This is a genomic window from Neorhizobium sp. USDA 3394, assembly GCF_056280385.1.
In genome coordinates, this window is sequence record NZ_JBWCDU010000001.1 from 704,476 (window position 1) to 723,021 (window position 18,546).

16 protein-coding genes, 1 tRNA gene and 1 pseudogene are annotated in these 18,546 nt (G+C 62.5%); 10 read left to right on the top strand and 8 right to left on the bottom strand.

The genetic code is table 11. From position 1 onward, the window contains the following. Positions 1–74 precede the first annotated feature (74 nt). The gene (serA, locus tag ACZ9EJ_RS03140) at positions 75–1,670 is read left to right on the top strand and encodes a phosphoglycerate dehydrogenase (RefSeq protein ID WP_046632121.1); all 1,596 of its coding nucleotides are present in this window, start codon (positions 75–77) and stop codon (positions 1,668–1,670) included. A 93-nt stretch (positions 1,671–1,763) separates the two neighbouring features. On the opposite strand, the pseudogene ACZ9EJ_RS03145 reads toward serA, so the two are convergent. Beyond that, positions 1,764–2,495: pseudogene (locus ACZ9EJ_RS03145) on the bottom strand (alanine--tRNA ligase-related protein). 408 nt (positions 2,496–2,903) lie between these two features. Between ACZ9EJ_RS03145 and ACZ9EJ_RS03150 the strand changes: the two are divergent. After that, the gene (locus ACZ9EJ_RS03150; protein ID WP_046640869.1) at positions 2,904–3,953 is read left to right on the top strand and encodes a Tim44 domain-containing protein; all 1,050 of its coding nucleotides are present in this window, start codon (positions 2,904–2,906) and stop codon (positions 3,951–3,953) included. Here ACZ9EJ_RS03150 and ACZ9EJ_RS03155 read toward each other — a convergent pair. Continuing rightward, complete coding sequence (locus ACZ9EJ_RS03155) at positions 3,950–4,369, bottom strand: DUF1810 domain-containing protein (protein WP_046632124.1); 420 nt, start codon at positions 4,367–4,369, stop codon at positions 3,950–3,952. The genes ACZ9EJ_RS03150 and ACZ9EJ_RS03155 overlap by 4 nt on opposite strands. A 120-nt stretch (positions 4,370–4,489) precedes the next feature. Between ACZ9EJ_RS03155 and ACZ9EJ_RS03160 the strand changes: the two genes are divergently transcribed. The 4 genes from ACZ9EJ_RS03160 to ACZ9EJ_RS03175 all read left to right on the top strand — a co-directional run bounded on the left by ACZ9EJ_RS03160 (position 4,490) and on the right by ACZ9EJ_RS03175 (position 7,686). Then, complete coding sequence (locus ACZ9EJ_RS03160) at positions 4,490–5,611, top strand: mechanosensitive ion channel family protein (protein ID WP_052764620.1); 1,122 nt, start codon at positions 4,490–4,492, stop codon at positions 5,609–5,611. 132 nt (positions 5,612–5,743) lie between these two features. After that, a complete protein-coding gene (locus ACZ9EJ_RS03165) occupies positions 5,744–6,103 on the top strand; it encodes a VOC family protein (protein ID WP_046640868.1) in 360 nt (119 codons plus the stop codon). A gap of 174 nt (positions 6,104–6,277) precedes the next feature. Then, positions 6,278–7,474: a tRNA 2-thiouridine(34) synthase MnmA gene (gene mnmA / locus ACZ9EJ_RS03170; protein WP_046640867.1), complete on the top strand. Its 1,197-nt coding sequence runs from the start codon at positions 6,278–6,280 to the stop codon at positions 7,472–7,474. 135 nt (positions 7,475–7,609) lie between these two features. Next, a tRNA-Met gene (locus tag ACZ9EJ_RS03175) sits at positions 7,610–7,686 on the top strand. A gap of 152 nt (positions 7,687–7,838) precedes the next feature. On the opposite strand, the gene ACZ9EJ_RS03180 is transcribed toward ACZ9EJ_RS03175, so the two are convergent. The 5 genes from ACZ9EJ_RS03180 to ACZ9EJ_RS03200 all read right to left on the bottom strand — a co-directional run bounded on the left by ACZ9EJ_RS03180 (position 7,839) and on the right by ACZ9EJ_RS03200 (position 15,235). Beyond that, positions 7,839–10,133 (bottom strand): autotransporter family protein, encoded by a 2,295-nt coding sequence (locus tag ACZ9EJ_RS03180; RefSeq protein WP_046632135.1) that lies wholly within the window; start codon positions 10,131–10,133, stop codon positions 7,839–7,841. A gap of 734 nt (positions 10,134–10,867) precedes the next feature. After that, the gene (locus ACZ9EJ_RS03185; protein WP_046632138.1) at positions 10,868–11,419 is read right to left on the bottom strand and encodes a helix-turn-helix domain-containing protein; all 552 of its coding nucleotides are present in this window, start codon (positions 11,417–11,419) and stop codon (positions 10,868–10,870) included. A 275-nt stretch (positions 11,420–11,694) separates the two neighbouring features. Further along, on the bottom strand, positions 11,695–12,762 hold the full coding sequence (locus ACZ9EJ_RS03190) for an LLM class flavin-dependent oxidoreductase (RefSeq protein ID WP_046632443.1): 1,068 nt from the start codon (positions 12,760–12,762) through the stop codon (positions 11,695–11,697). Between the two features lie 124 nt (positions 12,763–12,886). Next, a complete protein-coding gene (locus tag ACZ9EJ_RS03195; protein ID WP_046632140.1) occupies positions 12,887–13,663 on the bottom strand; it encodes an SDR family NAD(P)-dependent oxidoreductase in 777 nt (258 codons plus the stop codon). A 210-nt stretch (positions 13,664–13,873) separates the two neighbouring features. Next, positions 13,874–15,235: an amidase gene (locus ACZ9EJ_RS03200; RefSeq protein WP_046632142.1), complete on the bottom strand. Its 1,362-nt coding sequence runs from the start codon at positions 15,233–15,235 to the stop codon at positions 13,874–13,876. A gap of 162 nt (positions 15,236–15,397) precedes the next feature. Between ACZ9EJ_RS03200 and ACZ9EJ_RS03205 the strand changes: the two genes are divergently transcribed. Continuing rightward, a complete protein-coding gene (locus tag ACZ9EJ_RS03205; protein ID WP_046632144.1) occupies positions 15,398–15,700 on the top strand; it encodes a hypothetical protein in 303 nt (100 codons plus the stop codon). Positions 15,701–15,706: 6 nt separating this feature from the next. On the opposite strand, the gene ACZ9EJ_RS03210 is transcribed toward ACZ9EJ_RS03205, so the two are convergent. Then, positions 15,707–16,561 (bottom strand): glycerophosphodiester phosphodiesterase, encoded by an 855-nt coding sequence (locus ACZ9EJ_RS03210; RefSeq protein WP_046632146.1) that lies wholly within the window; start codon positions 16,559–16,561, stop codon positions 15,707–15,709. Between the two features lie 204 nt (positions 16,562–16,765). Between ACZ9EJ_RS03210 and ACZ9EJ_RS03215 the strand changes: the two genes are divergently transcribed. The 3 genes from ACZ9EJ_RS03215 (at position 16,766) to ACZ9EJ_RS03225 (ending at position 18,508) form a co-directional block, all read left to right on the top strand. After that, positions 16,766–17,179: a DUF983 domain-containing protein gene (locus ACZ9EJ_RS03215; protein ID WP_046640866.1), complete on the top strand. Its 414-nt coding sequence runs from the start codon at positions 16,766–16,768 to the stop codon at positions 17,177–17,179. Between the two features lie 101 nt (positions 17,180–17,280). Continuing rightward, positions 17,281–17,529 (top strand): hypothetical protein, encoded by a 249-nt coding sequence (locus tag ACZ9EJ_RS03220; RefSeq protein ID WP_046632150.1) that lies wholly within the window; start codon positions 17,281–17,283, stop codon positions 17,527–17,529. A gap of 121 nt (positions 17,530–17,650) precedes the next feature. Beyond that, positions 17,651–18,508, top strand: coding sequence for an SDR family oxidoreductase (locus ACZ9EJ_RS03225; protein ID WP_046640865.1), 858 nt, complete (start codon positions 17,651–17,653; stop codon positions 18,506–18,508). Positions 18,509–18,546: the final 38 nt, after the last annotated feature.

Consider the following 18,546-nt stretch of genomic DNA (forward strand, 5'->3'; position numbering starts at 1 on the left):
CGCGTATCGGCTCCGCTGACGAAGCGGAGCCCATTTCCTCATTCACGACAGAAACTTTTTCAGGAGGCCCACTGATGGCACCTCGCGTTCTCGTATCCGACGAATTGTCGGAAACCGCCGTCCAGATCTTTCGCGACCGCGGCGTCGAAGTCGATTTCCAGCCGAAGCTCGGCAAGGACAAGGAAAAGCTTGCCGAAATCATCGGCAACTATGACGGCCTTGCGATCCGTTCCGCCACCAAGGCGACCGAAAAGTTGATCGCGGCCGCGACCAACCTCAAGGTCATCGGCCGCGCCGGCATCGGCGTCGACAATGTCGACATCCCGGCCGCTTCGCGCCGCGGCATCATCGTCATGAACACGCCGTTCGGCAACTCGATCACCACGGCCGAACACGCCATCGCCCTGATGTTCGCCGTCGCCCGCCAGCTTCCGGCAGCCGACGCCTCGACCCAGGCCGGCAAGTGGGAAAAGTCGCGCTTCATGGGCGTCGAGATCACCGGCAAGATCCTCGGGGTCATCGGCGCCGGCAATATCGGCGGCATCGTCTGCAAGAAGGCGATCGGCATCGGCATGCATGTTCTCGCCTATGACCCCTTCCTCTCGGCCGAACGCGCCGAGGAAATGGGCGTCACCAAGGTCGAGCTCGACGAATTGCTGGCCCAGGCCGACTTCATCACCCTGCACGTGCCGATGACCGACAAGACCCGCGGCATCCTCGGCAAGGAAGCGCTCGCCAAGACCAAGCCCGGCGTTCGCATCATCAACTGCGCCCGCGGCGGCCTCGTCGATGAGGCAGCACTCGCCGAAGCCATCAAGTCCGGCCATGTCGCCGGCGCCGGCTTCGACGTGTTCGAAGTCGAGCCCGCCACGGCAAGCCCGCTCTTCGGCCTCGAAAACGTCGTCTGCACGCCGCATCTCGGCGCCTCGACCACGGAAGCGCAGGAAAACGTCGCACTTCAGGTCGCCGAGCAGATGTCGGACTACCTGATCAAGGGTGCGGTCTCGAACGCCATCAACATGCCGTCGATCACGGCGGAAGAAGCGCCGCGCCTGAAGCCGTTCATCCGGCTCGCCGACGTGCTCGGCGCCTTCGTCGGCCAGGTCACCGAAGATGCGATCAAGGAAATCGAGATTCTCTATGACGGCTCGACCGCCGGCATGAACACCAAGGCGCTGACGAGCGCGCTGCTCGCCGGCCTCATCCGCAGCCAGGTCTCCGACGTCAACATGGTTTCGGCGCCGATCATGATCAAGGAAAAGGGCATCATCCTGTCTGAAGCCAAGCGCGACAAGTCGGGCGTCTTCGACGGCTATATCAAGCTGACGGTCACCACCGACACGAGGACCCGCTCGGTTGCCGGCACGGTCTTCTCGGACGGCAAGCCGCGCTTCATCCAGATCAAGGGCATCAACCTCGATGCGGATGTCGGCACCAACATGGTCTATATCGCCAATACAGACGTTCCCGGCATGATCGGCTTCATCGGCACGACGCTCGGCAATGCCGGCGTCAACATCGCCAACTTCCATCTCGGCCGCGACCAGGAAGGCGGCGACGCGATCGCTCTCCTTTATGTCGACGGTCCGGTTCCGGCCGAGGTTCTGGCAAAACTGACCGCCAACCCGGCGATCCGCCAGGCCAAGCCGCTGGCGTTCAACGTCGAGTAACAATCACCGAAGCTGCTCATGCCTGTCGTGGTCGTGAGGGTTTCCTGGACAAGACGAAGGCCTCCGGCGAGTATGCCGGAGGCCTTCTTCATTTTATCCGTCCGGCATGTCGGAGAGCTCGATGCCATGCGTATCGAACCACCATTCAGGGCTCATGCCGGGATGCCTTTCCCGCAGGCGCAGATATCTGGCCCGAAGCCGTTCCTGACGTGCGACCTCCTCGATGAAGAAAGGATGGTCGAGCGCGCCGCCCATCCGATGCAGGCGGCGGAGCAGTTTGCGCAGGACGTAACCCTGCTCCTTGTTGCCCGGAGGGTAGCCGCTTTCGATGATCTTCATGATCGCGCTGCTTAGCGTTTCGAGCACATCCTCCGGCGGCGTGCCGTTGATGAGCATGTCGAGACGATCGGCGCCGAAGCCGACATCGATGCAGGTTCCCAACGGATTGACGATGTTTCCGATCTCCACCCCGTCCTTGTAGAACTCGGTACTGTATCCGGTGATGCTGCCGTCGCTCCAGGTGCATTCCGGATCCGGGACGATCGGAAAACGTCCGCGGTAAAGCGGCGTCCATTCGGTGAGGCGGTCCGGATGAATGGTGACATGATCCGGCGTGAGGCCGAGCGTTCGCAGGAACTCGAGCCAGAAATCGATGGCATCGCCAACGCTCATCTCCCGGAAAGAGAAGAGGCCGAGCATGGTGAAGTGAAGGAAGTGGGTTCCGTCTCCGATTTCGTCCAGGTCGCCCAGACGCAGGCATGCCTAGCTGTTTGCGACGGTTCCTCTGTGGGAGGGATCGGAGAAGAGGGGTTTGTACTGCTGCATGCCAGCGCTGCAGAAGAGCGTGGTGGCGTCATGCGGCCTTACGGATTGAATGCGTGTGAAGTCGATGCCCTTTGAAAGGCAGAAGTCTTGATAGTTCTGGATCAGGCGTCCCGCGGTGACATAGGCAACCTCCTTTGCGTTTGTGTGCCTCGTAAGAAGGTAGTGGCATTCTGCACGCGGCGCAATCCGATCTGCGGGATCGTCTTTTGGCACAGAGATGCCGCGCCCGATGTCGCAGGCTGATATCGGGATAATCTACTTTTGATTGTATTTTTGGCGCTTGGCTCCCGTTTCAAACTCCGTTATCTACTTCGACGGGAAAAATGGAGGATGGGCCTAAAATTCGGATGGCCGCCTCTCTATATAGTCAGGGAATACCGCGCTTGAGCGGTTTATGAGGAGAAAACGATGTTATCCAACCTTCGGCGTTTCAAGAACCTGTTCGCGATCCTGGCGATCGGAATGGCGGTTTCCTTGACCGCCGTGGATATGGCTGAGGCGCGTCGCGCCAGCGGCGGCTTCGGCAGCCGCGGCACGCGCACGTATTCAGCCCCGGCGACCACCAATACCGCGCCCACGGCGCCGACCGGCATCAACCGGTCGATGACGCCCAATACGCAGCAGAACGCCACGACGCCGCAGAACGGCCTTGGCCAGCAGGCGGCGCAGCAGCCTCGCCGGGGTCTCTTCGGTGGCATGTTCGGCGGCCTGCTCGGCGGTCTCGCCCTTGGTGGCCTGATCGGCATGTTGATGGGTACCGGGTTCGGCGGCATGGCCGGCATGCTGGGCATGCTGCTGCAGATCGCGCTGATCGGCGGTCTCGCGATGCTGGCTTTCCGTTGGTTCGCGCGCCGTCAGCAGACGGCTGGCGGCCCGGCAGGCGGGATGAATACCGGCTTTGGCCAGTCGCGCAACGCCTATGATGCGCCGAGCCAGAATACGTCGTCCTTCCAGATCCCGAAGATCGGCTCGCTGGGAGGCGGCAGTGCGCCAACCGGTTTCGGTGGCGGTTCCAATGCCGCTCCGCGCCAGGCCGGCCCCGAGACCGACGAGATCGGCATAACCAACCGCGACCTCGACCAGTTCGAGAAGCTGCTGACCAATGTCCAGTCTGCCTATGGCGACGAAGACTATGCCAAGCTCCGCAGCCTCACGACGCCGGAAGCGATGTCCTACCTGGCCGAAGAACTCGGCGAGAACGCCACCAACGGCGTCAAGAACGAGGTGAAGGACGTCAAGCTGCTGCAGGGCGACCTGGCGGAAGCCTGGCGTGAAAACGGCCAGGACTACGCGACCGTCGCGATGCGTTACTCCAGCGTCGATTACATGAAGGACCGCAATACCGGCGCAGTTGCCGAAGGCGATCCGAACGCGGTGACGGAAACCGTCGAAGTCTGGACCTTCGTGCGCAAGCCCGCCACGGACTGGAAGCTTTCGGCGATCCAGGCAGCCGCTTAAACCCGAAGCAGCGCGATGGTCTTTTCATCGCGCTCGCCATCAAAGAACTGTTCAAGGGCTCGCTCGAAAGGCGAGCCCTTTTTGCTGACTGCCTCGAACAGCGTCATCGAACTTTTGAACTTGATGTCGTCGGGTGAACCGAGGATGGCGTGCGCCGAAAGGTCCGAATGGGAGAGCATCGCTTCGGTGCATTCGATGAGCCTGGGGCCAAGCTGGGGATGTTCCAGATAGGCTGTCGCCTCCGCCCTCGAGCCGATTGCGAAACGCTGGGACATGATCGAAAAACCGAGCCCCGCGACCTGGGGGAAGACGTACCACATCCAGTGGGAGCGCTTTTTGCCATCGCGAAGCTCGCCGATGACGCGCCCATAGACCGGCGCTTGCGCGTCGACAAAGCGCATGAGGTCGAATTGCATCGTCTCTCCGTCCCTGATCGCCCTGTTGCCACAAATCACCCCGCGCCCAGATGACTCCCAAAACATGAAATTTTTGCGGCCGCTCTTTTCGATGTTGCATCGCACCCTAGCTGAGGGGGCATGGAACGCTTCATTCAGGAATTCCGGAATGATACGGCCTGGCTGCCGGACTGGCTCGTCAGTTGTGGTGTGATGGCCGTCGCATTTCTGATCGGCCTTGCGATCCAGCGCTTCGGATTTCGCTTTCTGACGCGGCTGGTCGAGAACAGGGACCTGTTCTGGCGGTCGCTGGTGTCGCGTACGCGGCGGCCGATGCGGCTGGCCATCCTCACCTGGACGCTGTCGCTCGGCGCGACGATCGCGCCGCTCAGTGCCGGGCAGGGGCAGGTGATACGTCACCTGCTGCTGCTCGGCTTCATCGTCGTCGTCGGCTGGATGGCGAAGATCGCCCTGCATGTGTGGATGATCGTTTATCTGCGCCGCTTCAAGCTCGATGCGGAAGACAATCTGCTCGCCCGCACCCATGTCACCCAGTCGCGGATCGCCGAGCGGATCGCAAGCGTCATGATCGTGGCGATCACCATCGCCGCCATGCTGATGACCTTTCCGGCGGTGCAGCAATACGGCGTCAGCCTGCTTGCCTCCGCCGGCGTGGCGGGCGTCGTGCTGGGCCTTGCGCTGCAGCCGGTGCTGAAGAACATTTTCGCGGGCATCCAGCTTGCGATCACCCAGCCGATCCGCATCGACGACGCGCTGATCGTCGAGGGTGAGTGGGGCAATGTCGAGGAGATTACCTCGACCTATGTGGTGGTGAAACTGTGGGACTGGCGGCGGATGATCCTGCCGCTCAGCTATTTCATCGAGACGCCGTTCCAGAACTGGACGCGCGACAGTTCGGAGCTGATCGGCACGGTGATGATCTATCTCGACTATTCGGTTCCGGTGAACGCGGTCCGTCGCAAGGGCGAGGAGATTGCCGCAACGTCAAAGCTCTGGGACAAGCGGGTGGTGGCCGTGCAGGTGACGGATTTCAGGGAAAACGTCATGGAGATCCGCATCCTCGTCTCCGCCTCCAATGCCCCGCGGACCTTCGACCTCCGGTGCGAGGTGCGCGAAAAGATCATCGACTTCATCCAGCGCGAATATCCGGCAAGCCTGCCGCGGGTGCGGGCGGAAGGTGCGGCCAGCGGCGCCAGGACGGCAGCCGGCAAGGTCGTACGGCATGGAGCGCTGCAGTCTTGAATTCCGGCCTCCCGGCTTCGGGCAGGCTGCTTTTCGGAGTGCTGAGTCCCGCCGGGACAGCCCCAAGTGTTTTACAAAACCATTCCATGGGCATAGACAGTCGGCCATGCAAACCTCCGTCGGACGATCGCATTGAACACCGAAGCAAAGCCGATATGCGCCATCCTTGTCCATGTCGCGGATGTTGCACGGGCATTGGATTGGTATCAGGCGGCGTTCCCGCAATCGGTGCGGCGTCACCTCGAGGCTTTCGAATTTCAGTTTCTCGATATCGGCGGGATCTGCCTCGAGATCGTGGCGGCTGACGAGAAGGTGGGAAGCGGCGCCAGCGGATCCGTCGTCTATTGGCAGGTCGATGATCTTGACGCGGCGGTCGAGCATTTCACCGCGATTGGCGCGACGCTTTATCGGGGACCGATCGACATCCAGAACGGCCTGCGCATGTGTCAGGTCCGCGATCCATGGGGAAACTGCATCGGTCTTCGCGGTTGAGGCCTTGTCCGTTCCTGCATGCGCCGCGCCTGCGATTCGCGCTCCTCCTTGCGCAGGCCGCAAATCCTTTCTATATCCGGCAAGAATTGCCTCCGACGGCCGATCCCGCCGCAGGCCCTGAACATGTCGCCCTCCCATCATGGACCGGCGCTTGAGAGACCGAGAGAGTTACTCGTGAATACGCTGGATTTTGACAAGAGGCCGGAAGACACACGTGTTGTCGTTGCCATGTCGGGGGGAGTGGATTCCTCCGTCGTTGCAGGTCTGCTCAAACGCCAGGGCTATGACGTGCTCGGGATCACGCTGCAGCTTTACGATCATGGCGCGGCCGTGCACCGCGCCGGTTCGTGCTGCGCCGGCCAGGACATCGACGATGCGCGGCGCGTCTCCGAAACGCTCGGCATTCCCCATTATGTGCTCGACTACGAAAAGCGGTTCCGCGAGACGGTGATCAATCCGTTCGCGGAGGCCTATGCGATGGGCGAAACGCCGGTCCCCTGCGTTGCCTGCAACCAGACGGTCAAGTTCGCCGATCTTCTGGCGACCGCCAAGGATCTCGGCGCCGATGCGCTGGCGACCGGCCACTATATCCGCTCCTCCGCCAACCCTTCTCCGGGCAATCCGAACCGCCGCGCCCTGTTCCGGCCGATCGACAGTGATCGCGACCAGAGCTGGTTCCTGTTCGCAACGACCCAGGAGCAGATCGACTATCTGCGCTTCCCGCTTGGCGGCATGTCGAAGGCGCAGGTGCGCGATCTCGCCGAGGAGATGGGCCTGGTGGTCGCCAAGAAGGCCGACAGCCAGGACATCTGTTTCGTACCGCAGGGCAAATATGCCGATATCATCAACAAGGTGAAGCCGAACGCGGCACTCGCCGGCGATATCGTGCATATGGACGGGCGCGTGCTCGGCCGCCACGAGGGCATCGTGCATTACACGATCGGCCAGCGCCGCGGCATCGGCATTGCCACCGGCGAGCCGCTCTACGTCGTTTATCTCGATGCCCGCTCGCGCCGGGTGATCGTCGGGCCGAAGGAAGCGCTCGATACCCACCGCGTCTACCTGCGCGACGTCAACTGGATCGGCGACGGTGTACTCGACGAGGATGCGAAGGGCGGGTTCGCCTGTTTCGCCAAGGTGCGCTCGACGCGTCCGCCGACACCGGCCATCCTCCACTGCGACGATCACGGCGTCTATGTCGATCTGGCAATCGGAGAGGCGGGCGTAGCGCCGGGTCAGGCCTGCGTGCTCTATTCCGCCGAAGGGGCGGATGCGCGGGTTTATGGCGGCGGTTTCATCGAACGTTCGGAACGGGCGGCCGAGGCGGAAACCGCTCTGAAGGCCCTGCTTTCGACGCCGGTCGCGGCCTGAGACCGGCGCTAACCGTAAGGCACAAAATTGCCACCGGTTTTTGCCCAAACCCTGCTTGACACTTTGGTGACGGGGGACTTATAAGCCGCACGACCAAAGCGGAACCGGCCACGCCGGAACTTCCGCAGTCCCTGTGGCGGGGTAGCTCAGTTGGTGAGAGCGCAGGATTCATAACCCTGAGGTCGGCAGTTCAATTCTGCCTCCCGCTACCATCGGACCAGCCGAGAATTCCAATCCGGCGATCGCTGAAAGCTTCCTTCTATCTCCTCCTCCAAGCGGACCTGAGCCCCTTGGCCTTAACCGGCTGCGGGGCTTTTCTCGTCTTCGGCGAGGGGAAGGGTGGGGTCAGGTTTCCCGACCACACCTACCACTTCATACTAAGCCCGACCTTGGCGCCGATGGCGTTGCTGTTGCCGAAATCCTTGAGGCTGGTGCGAGCGAAGGCCTCCCCGTAGACCGCATATCGGTCGTCGGACCAGCTGAGCGAGCCGCCCAGGGTGAGGCCACCCCAGAGCGGCTGGTTCTCGCTGGCGACCCTGACCCCGGAGACATCCACGTTCGAGCCGTCGAGAAAGTCGTAATAGAGATTGGCGATGCCGTAGAACTTCGCGCGGCTGGTCCTTCCGGCGGCGTCCTTCCAGTCGCTGTCGTAATCGGCCGAGATCCCGAGGCGACCGGTCAGGCTGTCGGCATCGTCAAGCGAGACGGCGGCGCCATAGGCGTCGGTAAAGTCGTCGAAGCGCACGGACGAATAGGCCAGTTGCGCCTGCGGGGTCAGCGACCACTGGCGCGTCAGGGCGATCTTCTGCCCGGTCTCGACGCTCAGGCCGTAGCCGAAGCCATCATTGCCGTCGGCGAGCGTGTCGTTAAGGGTCGAGGAGTTGAGATTGCTGTCATACCAGGTCAAGGCAGCCTGAGCGTCGACATAGAAGCCGCTATTGCCGTACCAGGTCAAGGTGCCGTCGAGGCCGTAGCCGGTCGTATCGATGTTGCCCTTGCCGAAGCGCGAGGAGACGTCCGCCGAGGCTGTGTCGAAATGGAAGCTGACGCCGCCGATCAGCGCGCCGGCCCCGCTTTCATGCAGCATTCCGTCGATGCCCGCCTGCAGCGTCCATGTGTCCACATCGTATTCCGTGCCGGTCGTCGAGGTTTTCGGATTGAAATGCGCATGCGTGCCGTCGATGCGGATCCAGATCGCCTTGGCAGGATCATTCTCGGCATGGGGCTCTTCGATCGCCCGGCCGCTGGTGCGCTGGCGCAGTGTACCGAACTCGTTGAGCGTCTGCAGCACGCCGGCGTAGCTCTCGTAGAGCGGAACACTCGGCGCATAGACCATCCCGATCCCCACGCCTGCAGGATTAAGCAGGGTCGAACGCAGATACCAGTCGCCGTCTGCGGGCGCGCTGACGCTGCCCTGATAGAGTCGGTAGGCATAGGCCCCGCCGACCACGGCCTGATCGCCCTCGAACACATAGTCGCCAAGCAGCGAAAAGGAGCCGGCTGACACGCCTCCGACATCGACGATCTTGATGCCCTCGGCGGTTTGTGCGCCGCCGCCCCCAAGGTTGATGACCTTGACGTTCGTGGTGCCGGCCGTATTGCCGGTCACCACGAGGAGGTCGGTCGGCGAAGCGTCGCCGCCGAGCACGGCCTCGACTTCGAGCGTGCCGCCCGTGCCGGTATAGTTGCCGGCGATCGTCAGCGTGCCGATCGAATTGCCGGGCGCAATCGTTCCGGCATTGGTCACATCGCCGAAGATCGTGCCGTTGCCGCCGAGAATGCCGGCCCCCGATGTCGTGACCGGGCTGGTGATCGAGCCGTTGACGGCAAGCCGGCCACCGCTCACCGTCGTCGCGCCGGTATAGGTGTTGACGCCCGAAAGCGTCTGGCTGCCGCCGGTGACGGTCAGTCCGCCCGTGCCGCCGATGACGCCCGCGAACGTGTCGTTGGCATTGGTGATCGTCAGGTTCTTGGTGCCCAGCGCCACGGTGCCGCCGCCGGCCAGGCTTTGGATGTCGGTGCCGGCCGGAGTGACGCCTGAAATGTCGAAAATGCCTGTGGTGACGACACGGGCGGAGTTGGCGATCGAACCCGCACCCGCCAGCGCGAGCGTGCCGGCCTGGATGATCGTCTCACCCGAATAGATGTTACTGCCCGATAGAGTGAAGACGCCGGCGCCAATCTTGCTCAATCCGCCGACGCCGGTAAAGCCCGACGTTGCGTCGGTTCCCACGGCAAAGCCGGCGGTATCGATCGTCAGCCCGCCGGCAAGCAGATTGAGTTCGGTGCCGGAAAATCCGTCGATGAAGGTCGCGTTGGCGGCCGTCGCGCGCAGAATGCCATTGTCGAAATTGGCCTGGCTCGCGCCGGAGCCGCTACGCAAGGTTTGAGCCTGCAACGTGCCGCCGCTGCTGATGTTGAGCGTGCCCGAAGTTAAGGGACCAGGGCCTCCTAGGAGCGCCGTGTTCGTGTTGACCTGCCCGCCATTCTCAATGTTCAGCGTACCGGTGCCGAGATGTCCGAGCGTGATATTTGCACCGCCGGTGACATTCCACAGTGACCCGGCTCCCGTAACGGTGACAACTCCGGCCCCTGTGCCGACGGTCCCAAGCCGGCCGTTGCCGGTGCTGGTTAGGCTGCTGCCATTCTGGATCCTCAAAATCCCAGGCACAGTCGCGTCTTGGCCAACATTTGTGGCACCCACCGACACGCTGACGGGGCCGGTGACGCCGATGACGGCTGTTATGTTGCTCGGTGCACCCGGCGTGCTGATGTTGGCGGTTACACCGGCACCGGGGGCGACGCCGCCGGTCCAATTGCTCCCGTCTGTCCAGTCACTGCTTGTCAGTCCGTGCCAGTCAGCGGTTTGAGCCGCCCCTGCAGACAGCACCACAAGTGCCCCCGCCGGAACAGTCGAGAAGTACCAGTGCCGCCTGGCCAGCCTCCGGCGCTCTCCCGGGTTACGTGCTGCAATTTTCCTGCTCAAGAGAACATGCGCCTGCAATATATCCACCTTAAAAAATATCTTTAGGTATGCTCCCGGCCACATTCGCCGGAGTTCACTAATCGTCTTAATTAGAAACTGACGAATGTTAAGAAAGCATGAAAGACCCCTGAAAATCGGGGGGGGGATTTCGACAGCTTGCCAAGTGGATGTGGTTTGCTGCCGATTGGATCGCGGGGCGTTGAATGTTGGACCAGGCCGCAACGTATCCAGCTGCCGATTCATGTGCCCTTGAGCGGCTATTGGCACACCGATATCTACGAATGGCGAGACGGTCGCTGGCTTGCCGTTTGGTTGCAGGCGACTGCCATCAGTGACGGCAGCCCGGAATAACGCGCACCGTCAACGGCAATGAAATTCGCGGTTGGCGCGCAGCTTCGTCCTGTTTGTCAGTTGCGCCGAGCAACGGCAGTCTCGCGGACGCCATGTCCGGATCTTTCGAGCAGCATCCGCTTTCGCCATGCATTGGGAGCAATTCCGTAAAGGCGGCGGAAGCTGTTGGTAAGGTGCGCCTGGTCGGTCATGCCACATTCCAGGGCGATCCGGCAGAGGGGTTCGTCCGTGCCGGTCATCATCCGGCAGGCCATTTCCATGCGCCTGCGGGTGACGTATTTGTGCGGCGTCTCGCCAAGGCTTGCCTTGAAGGCCCGCTGGAAATGGCCGCTGCTCAGGTTGCAGAGACCGGCCAAGGCCTCGACGCGGATTGTCGAGCGGAGGTACATGTCGACATAGGTCTGCACATTGCGCATTTGCCACGGGGCCAGGCCGCCGACAGCGATTTGACGGAGGTTGGGTTGCGGATCGGATTGATCGGGATCTCGCGGGACGTGTCTGGCGACAAGCCGTTCGAGGTCTATCTCCGACGTCCGATATCTTGAAACGTCGGTGCGTTTTGCCGAAGGGTCGGCAGGCGATGCCTTCACTGGCTGTGCGATCAGCATCCTATGTCTCCTCCATTCTTCGTGTGCTTCGTCGAAGATCGGAGTTTAACGCCGAGGCAGGCGGTGAGACTATTGGACAAGGGGATTGTTCCCCTATCCAAAGGTATGATCGAGACCCACTGAAATTGTGTGGCCACCCGAAGTCACCCGGCGAGGCGCGATCAATCGGGATCGATATCGATGTCCCGCATGTCCATATTTTCGATCCCGAGACCGGAAGCGTCTGGGGGCCTGAGGAGAGGCGGCCGCTTCCCGCAGTAAACCGCTGTTGCGCTTCAACCGCGCAAAAGGGGAAGCAGTCGATCGCCCTGCCGCTTGATCTCCTGGAGATAAGGCGTGTCGGAGAGCACGAAATGGGTGATGCCGAGATCCTCGTATTTGCGCAGCGAACGGGCGACGTCCTCGGCCGAGCCGACGAGCCAGGTGGTGCCGGCGCCGCCACCGCCGAATTTTCCGGGCGCCGTGTAAAGGTTGTCGTCGAGGACATCGCCGCGCTCGTGCAGTTCGAGCAGCCGGCGCTGGCCGACGGCGACCGGCTTTCCGTGGTCGTTCCAGTTGCCGGCCTTGCCCTTGGCCATTTCGGCGACCTTCGCCTCGGCATCGGCCCAGGCCTGTTCCGTCGTGTCGCGAACGAGGGTGGTGATCCGAAGCCCGAATTGAAGCGGAGGAAGGTCGCGGTCGAGCTGCCTGCTCAGTGTCTTCAGCCGTTCGATCCTCTCCCGCACGCCGTCGAGAGGTTCGCCCCAGAAGAGCTGGATATCGGCTTCCGTCGCGGCCACCTGCTCGGCGGCTTCGGAAGCACCGCCGAAATAGAGTTTCGGGTGCTTGCGCTCGCCGCGGGTCTGGAGACGAGGCTCGACCGTGGAACCGGCAACCTGGAAATGCTCGCCCTTGAACGTGACGTTCTCCTCGGTCCACAGACGGCGGACCAGCCGCATGAATTCCCTGGTGCGCGCATAACGATGCGCTTGGTCACCCTCGCTGTCGCCATAGGCGGCGAGATTATCCTGGCCCGAGACGATGTTGACCCGCACGCGGCCGCCGCTCAGGTGGTCGAGCGTTGCCGCGGCGGAGGCGAAGTTCGCTGGCCGCCAATAGCCGGGGCGGATCGCGATCAGCGGTTCGAACGTGGTGGTGCGGGCGGCAAGAGCCGTTGCGATGGTGAACGTATCCGGCCGACCCCAGCCGGTGCCGACGAGCGCGCCCTTCCAGCCATGATCCTCCAGCGCCTTGGCGTGGCTGGTCAGCGTTTCCAGGCTGTTGTGGTTCTCGGCGGCGGCATCGCCGCGATGGCCGGCCTTGACGTCGTTCGGGATATACCAGAGGAACTCGGAACTGCTCATGTTATCGACCTGCATCTCTATGGCTGACTAGGGAATGAGTGGAAGACGTTCTGATCGTGGTTCCTCGATGTGACCGACGGCGCACGCGGCACCGCCGCACGCCGGCCTGGTCCGAGAGGTTCCGTCAGACGACGATCGGGTTGAGGGCGCCGTCCATGCCGATTACGACGCCGGTGACATAGCTCGCCTTCGACGAACTCAGGAAGGTGACGACATTGGCGATCTCGTCAGGCGTCGCCATGCGGCCGAGCGGGATGCGCTGGATCAGTTTTTCGAGCGCCGCCTGTTCGCTGATGCCGTGGAGAGCCGCCTCCGCCCGGAGGCCCTCGGTGACCCGTTCGGTTTCGGTATTGCCGGGATTGATGCCGAGGATGCGCAATCCGCTGGCGGCATAGGCATTTGCGAGGCCGACCGTCGCAAGCATCAGCGCCGCATTGGCGGCCCCGCCCGGAAGGTGGATCGGCGATGCGACCTTGCCGCCGCCGCCGATGACGTTGACGATCACGCCCGCCCTGCGGGCAGCCATCCGCTTGACCACAGGGTCGATGACATTGATGTAGGAGAAATATTTGGCGTCCATCGCGGCCCGCCAGTGAGCCGGGCTCAGGTCCTGTGGCGGCGTGCGCCGCGCGGCACCGGCGCAATTGACGAGAATATCCAGCGCGCCGACTTCAGCTTCGATCTTGTCGACGAGAGCCAGCGCTTCGCTTTCCGATATCAGATCGGCCGTAAAGCCGATGGCGCCCGGCAGTTTTGACAGAGCCACATCGATATTCGCCTGGGAGCGCGAACAGATGACGACGCGGGCGCCTTCGGACAGAAGGGATTGGGCGCAGGCAAGGCCGATGCCTTTGGAGCCGCCGGTGATCAGTGCCGTCTTGCCGTTCAAATCGAGTTGCATGGTATGCCGCTTTCCTCAAATCCGCAGAAGAGGCTAGGCTCTCGGGGATATCGGAACAAGCAAAAGGCAACTGCCGCGGTCCCGGTTACGGGGAAACGGTTCCTTAGTTAGCTGCCGTGGGAGGCAACTCTTCTATCAGCACGCCAGGCACACTTTTCCGCCTGTGCCGACAACCGACTGTCCTCCGCAAGGCGATCTTCTGCACCGCTTCTAGCCGCGGATGATCTCCTCATACGCCATCGCGGCCTGCAGCAGTGTTTCATCGCAATTGGCGTTGGCGGACAGGAGGAAGCCGACCGGCATGTCGGCGTCGCCGGTGCCGCACGGGATGGAGACGCCGCACCAGTCGAGGAAATTGCCGAAGCCGGTATTGCGCAACGTCTTGCCGTTGGTGGCGAAGAACATCTCGTCGTCCTTTTCGAGCGGCGCGATCGGCGGGGCCACATGGGCGACCGATGGCATGGCGACGAAGCGGTCGCCGACCAGTGCCTCGGTTTCGGCGATCATCCGGGCGCGGTTTTCGACGATGGCGATATAGTCGGACAGGCTGGTCTTTTCGCCGAGGCGGGTGCGGGCGACCACCCGGTGGTCCATCTCCTCGGCATCCGGCCCTGCCAGTTTTTCCCGATGCAGGGCGAAGGCTTCGGCGGTGACCATCGGACCGTATTTGACCATCAGCTTCGGAAGTTCGTCGAAGGTCGGGAAGGCGAGGCGGGTGATCTTGGCTCCGGCCTTGGCAAGCCGCTCGATCGCAGCTTCGAAGGCAGCCACGACGCCCGGCTCGGCGCCGTCGAGGACGATGTTGGTCGGGATGACGATATCGAGCGGTTGCGCCGGCCGGCGGGTCGTCTGCGGTACTGCAAGCCCGCGCATGGCCGCATCCACCCACACCGCGTCCTGCACCGTGCGGCAGAGGGGGCCGAGCGAATCGAGGCTGGTTGCCAGCGGATAGACGCCGTCCATGAGGTAGCGGCCGCGGGTCGCCTTGTAACCGACGATGCCGTTGAAACCCGCCGGAATGCGGATCGAGCCACCCGTATCGGTGCCCATCGCGACGGGCACGAGGCCGGCTGCGACGGCGACGCCGGAACCGGAGGAGGAGCCGCCCGGAATGCGCGGCGCATCCTTGCCATGCGGATTGTGCGGCGTTCCGTAATGCGGATTGATGCCGATGCCGGAAAAGGCGAATTCGCTCATATTGGTGCGGCCGATCGCGACCATGCCGGCCTGTTTCAGGAGATCGACGATCGCCGCGTCCTTCGCGGCGGGGGCTGCCTTCTTCAGCACTTTCGAGCCGGCGGTGGTCGGCAGGCCCTCGATGTCGAAGAGGTCTTTCCAGGCGATCGGAATGCCGTCGAGGAGGCCGAGCGAGCGGCCTTCCTTGAGGCGCTTGGAGGCGGCATGGGCTTCCGCAGTGGCGCGGTCTTCGAGCAGCGATATGAACACGGCCTTGTCTGGATAGGCGTTGATGCCTGACAGCACCGATTCCGTGATTTCGACGGGATCGACCTTGCCCATCTGGATGAGCGCGGAAAGCTCGGCGATCGACATCGCTCCAAAGGATTTCGTCACGGCAGTCATTCTCCATTCCGTTACTGGCGGGGAACAGATGTATCGGATATTTTGGCGATGGGTAGAGGATTTATCGGCTCGGCTGATGGCATGGAACTTCTCGCATATTCGCGAAGTTCAGTGAGTCCACCGCGTCAGCGGGATATCGGGAAGGATCAGCCCATGAGAAACATCATCGCCACCGTCGGTCTCGTGATCGCACTTGCCGGCTGCAGCACGGACGGCGGCGGAACCACCGGGGCAATCGACATCGGACCGGGCATCCGGCCGATCCCCGGCAGCATCACCTATCGTGGCCAGCCGCGCACCAAGCTCACCAAGGCGCCGATCGGCAGCGTCGTGCCGCACGAGTTCCGCAACGAACTCGGCCAGCGGGTCGAGGAAAATTATATCATCCAGCCGGACCGCAGTCTCAAGCTGGTCAGCCGGCGGGTGTTTCGCGATCCGTTCGGGTTCGACGATTGATGAACTTCAAGCGGAGATGGCCGCCCAGGCCCGTTCGGTGGCGATCGGTTCGTCGGTGGTGATCTGATCCGGCTTCAGCGCCATCAGGGCTGAGAAGTTGCGGGCTTCGGCCTCGTCGAAACCGGCGTCCGGGGTCTTGAGATTGAAGGTCCAGGCATCCACCAGCCTGCCGACATCGTGGCAGAGGCCGACCAGGTCGAGCCCGTCCCTCGCGGCCTGCAGCACCAGCGGCCAGGCGAGATAGATGGTGTCCGGCTCGGTCGGGCCGGCAATATCGGCACGGAGATCCGTTTCAACGGCGTTCAGGCCATGGTTGCGGTAGATATCCATGAGCTTGCCCGTCGGGTCGATGCCGCGCTTGACGCCCGGCAGTCTATGCTTGACGGCGACGATCAGGTCGAGATCGGCGCCGCTGACGATGATCGAGGAACTGGAGCCGGCGAAATGGTCGGCGAGATGGTCCATGCCACGCGGGCCGATCGCCTCAAGCTCGTCCTTCACGTCGAACTGCAGCAGGGCGTCCGGATGGGCGGTCTGAAGCATTGTCGCAAGATCCTCGCTGAGAATGGGCGGATGGCCGCCCTCCAGCAGCGTCAGGCCGCGGATCGTTTCGGGTAAGGCCTCGCGGATGAGGCCATGGCCGGTGGTTTCACCTTCGAGTTCCTCGTCATGCAGGACGACGAAGCCGCCATCGGCGCGGACGCGCAGATCGAGTTCGGTCGATGCTCCAAGACGAAAACCCTCTGCCATGACGCCGGCGGAAAACAGCGGATCCTTGAAGCTGCGGCGCAGGCGATGCCACTTCAGCCGGGTGAAACGGCCCTGGTGGGCGATGCCGAGGCCTGAAAATTCTGAAGCCATGAAATACCGTCCAAGGTGAAGGCAGCGATTCGATCGACGCCAGACTATTGTTTTGGAGCTGCCTGCCATAGATCGATGACAGAAGTTTCGTGCCGAACCTCAAAAGCCGGGATTGCGCCCGGCAGGGAACGGCTTGTTATAGAGGTCTGCCGGATAAGTATCCGAAAAACAAACTTTGTCTCCTGTCACGAAAGGCAGTTTTCCATGTCCCACGACGCGAACTGGGCGCCTCTTTCTCCCTATGATACCGGTCTGCGCGGCCGTTGCCCGCGTTGCGGCCAGGGGCATCTGTTCAACGGGTTCCTGTCGATGCGGCCGGCCTGCGAGGTCTGCGGCCTCGATTATTCCTTCGCCGACCCGGGAGACGGTCCAGCCTTTTTCGTCATGTGCTTCGGCTGCATTCCGAGTATCGCGCTTGCGGTCTGGATCGAGACCAGCTTCCAGCCGCCATTCTGGGTGCATCTGCTGGTCTCGCTTCCCTTTCTGCTCCTGACGTGTCTCGCGCCCATGCGGCCGCTGAAGGGCTGGCTCGTCGCGAGCCAGTACTTTTACAAGGCAGGTCCCGGCAAGGTCGACACGAGCCCGTCACCGCCCGATGACGCCCAGAACGGCGGCTGACTGCCGACGGGACCTCGAGGCTTGCGAAAAGACCGGGCAGGATGGTGAGGAACAATCTTCTCCCCAAACCATTCGGCAGGTGACAATTCAAGGAGCCTGCAATGTCCGATGCCAATGAAATCGAAATGGAAACGCGCCGTCGCTCGCTCGCGATCGAAGGGGCGATGCTCATGCTGATCGACGGTCTGGCCGCCCGCGGCACCATTTCCGCAGACGAGGCGGAGGACATGTTGCGGATCCTGTCGAAGAGCTCAGATTCCTCGGCGGCACGGGCTGGGAGCTCGCTCCGGATCGTCAATCAGCTGAAACGCCTGCGGCGCGGCGACGGAGCAATCACGCCCGGAGCTTGAGCCGGAAGTGGGGGGCGCGTCGCGTTTTCTCCTTTTTGATTGTGCATTTTGGTCGGGAACATCTCCGGACGAGGCCAGTTGGGGCGATCAGTTCGCTACCTCGATAACAAGGAAGATCTTGATGGCCCAGTATCCCACTCCGCCGTTTCCCGAACAGCAGCAGCCGATGCCGGGCTATACACGGCGCATGGATCCGGTGCCGGATCACGGGGAGCTCTCCTACCGGGGTTCCGGCCGGCTGGCTGGCAAGAAGGCGGTGATCACGGGCGGCGACAGCGGCATCGGCCGGGCTGTGGTGATCGCCTATGCGCGCGAAGGCGCCGATCTCTTGATTTCCTATCTGGATGAAGACGAGGATGCCGAGGACACCAAACGCCTGGTCGAGGAAGCTGGCCGCAAGGCGGTGCTGGTGCCGGGCGACATCAAGACGGCGGCACATTGCCGGGCGATCATCGACAAGGCGGTTCAGGAGTTCGGCGGGATCGATATTCTCGTCAACAACGCCGCACACCAGGCCACTTTTTCCGACATTGGCGACATCAGCGACCAGGAATGGGAACTGACCTTCCAGGTCAACATCCATGCGATGTTCTATCTCACCAAGGCGGCCGTGCCCCATATGAAGCCCGGTAGTGCCATCATCAACACCGCTTCGATCAATTCCGACAATCCGAACCCGACGCTGCTCGCCTATGCGACGACAAAGGGCGCGATCCAGAATTTCACGGCGGGCCTCGCACAGCTGCTGGCCGAAAAAGGCATCCGCGCCAATGCGGTCGCACCCGGGCCGATCTGGACGCCGCTCATTCCCTCGACCATGACGGAGGACCGTGTAAAGGATTTCGGCAAGCAAGTGCCAATGAAGCGCCCGGGCCAGCCGGCGGAACTGGCGACAGCCTATGTCATGCTTGCCGATCCCCTCTCCAGCTACGTTTCCGGCACGACGATCGCCGTTACCGGCGGCAAGCCCATCCTGTAGTCAAGCTCTCCTCCCACAAAAACAACGGCGGCGTGGCT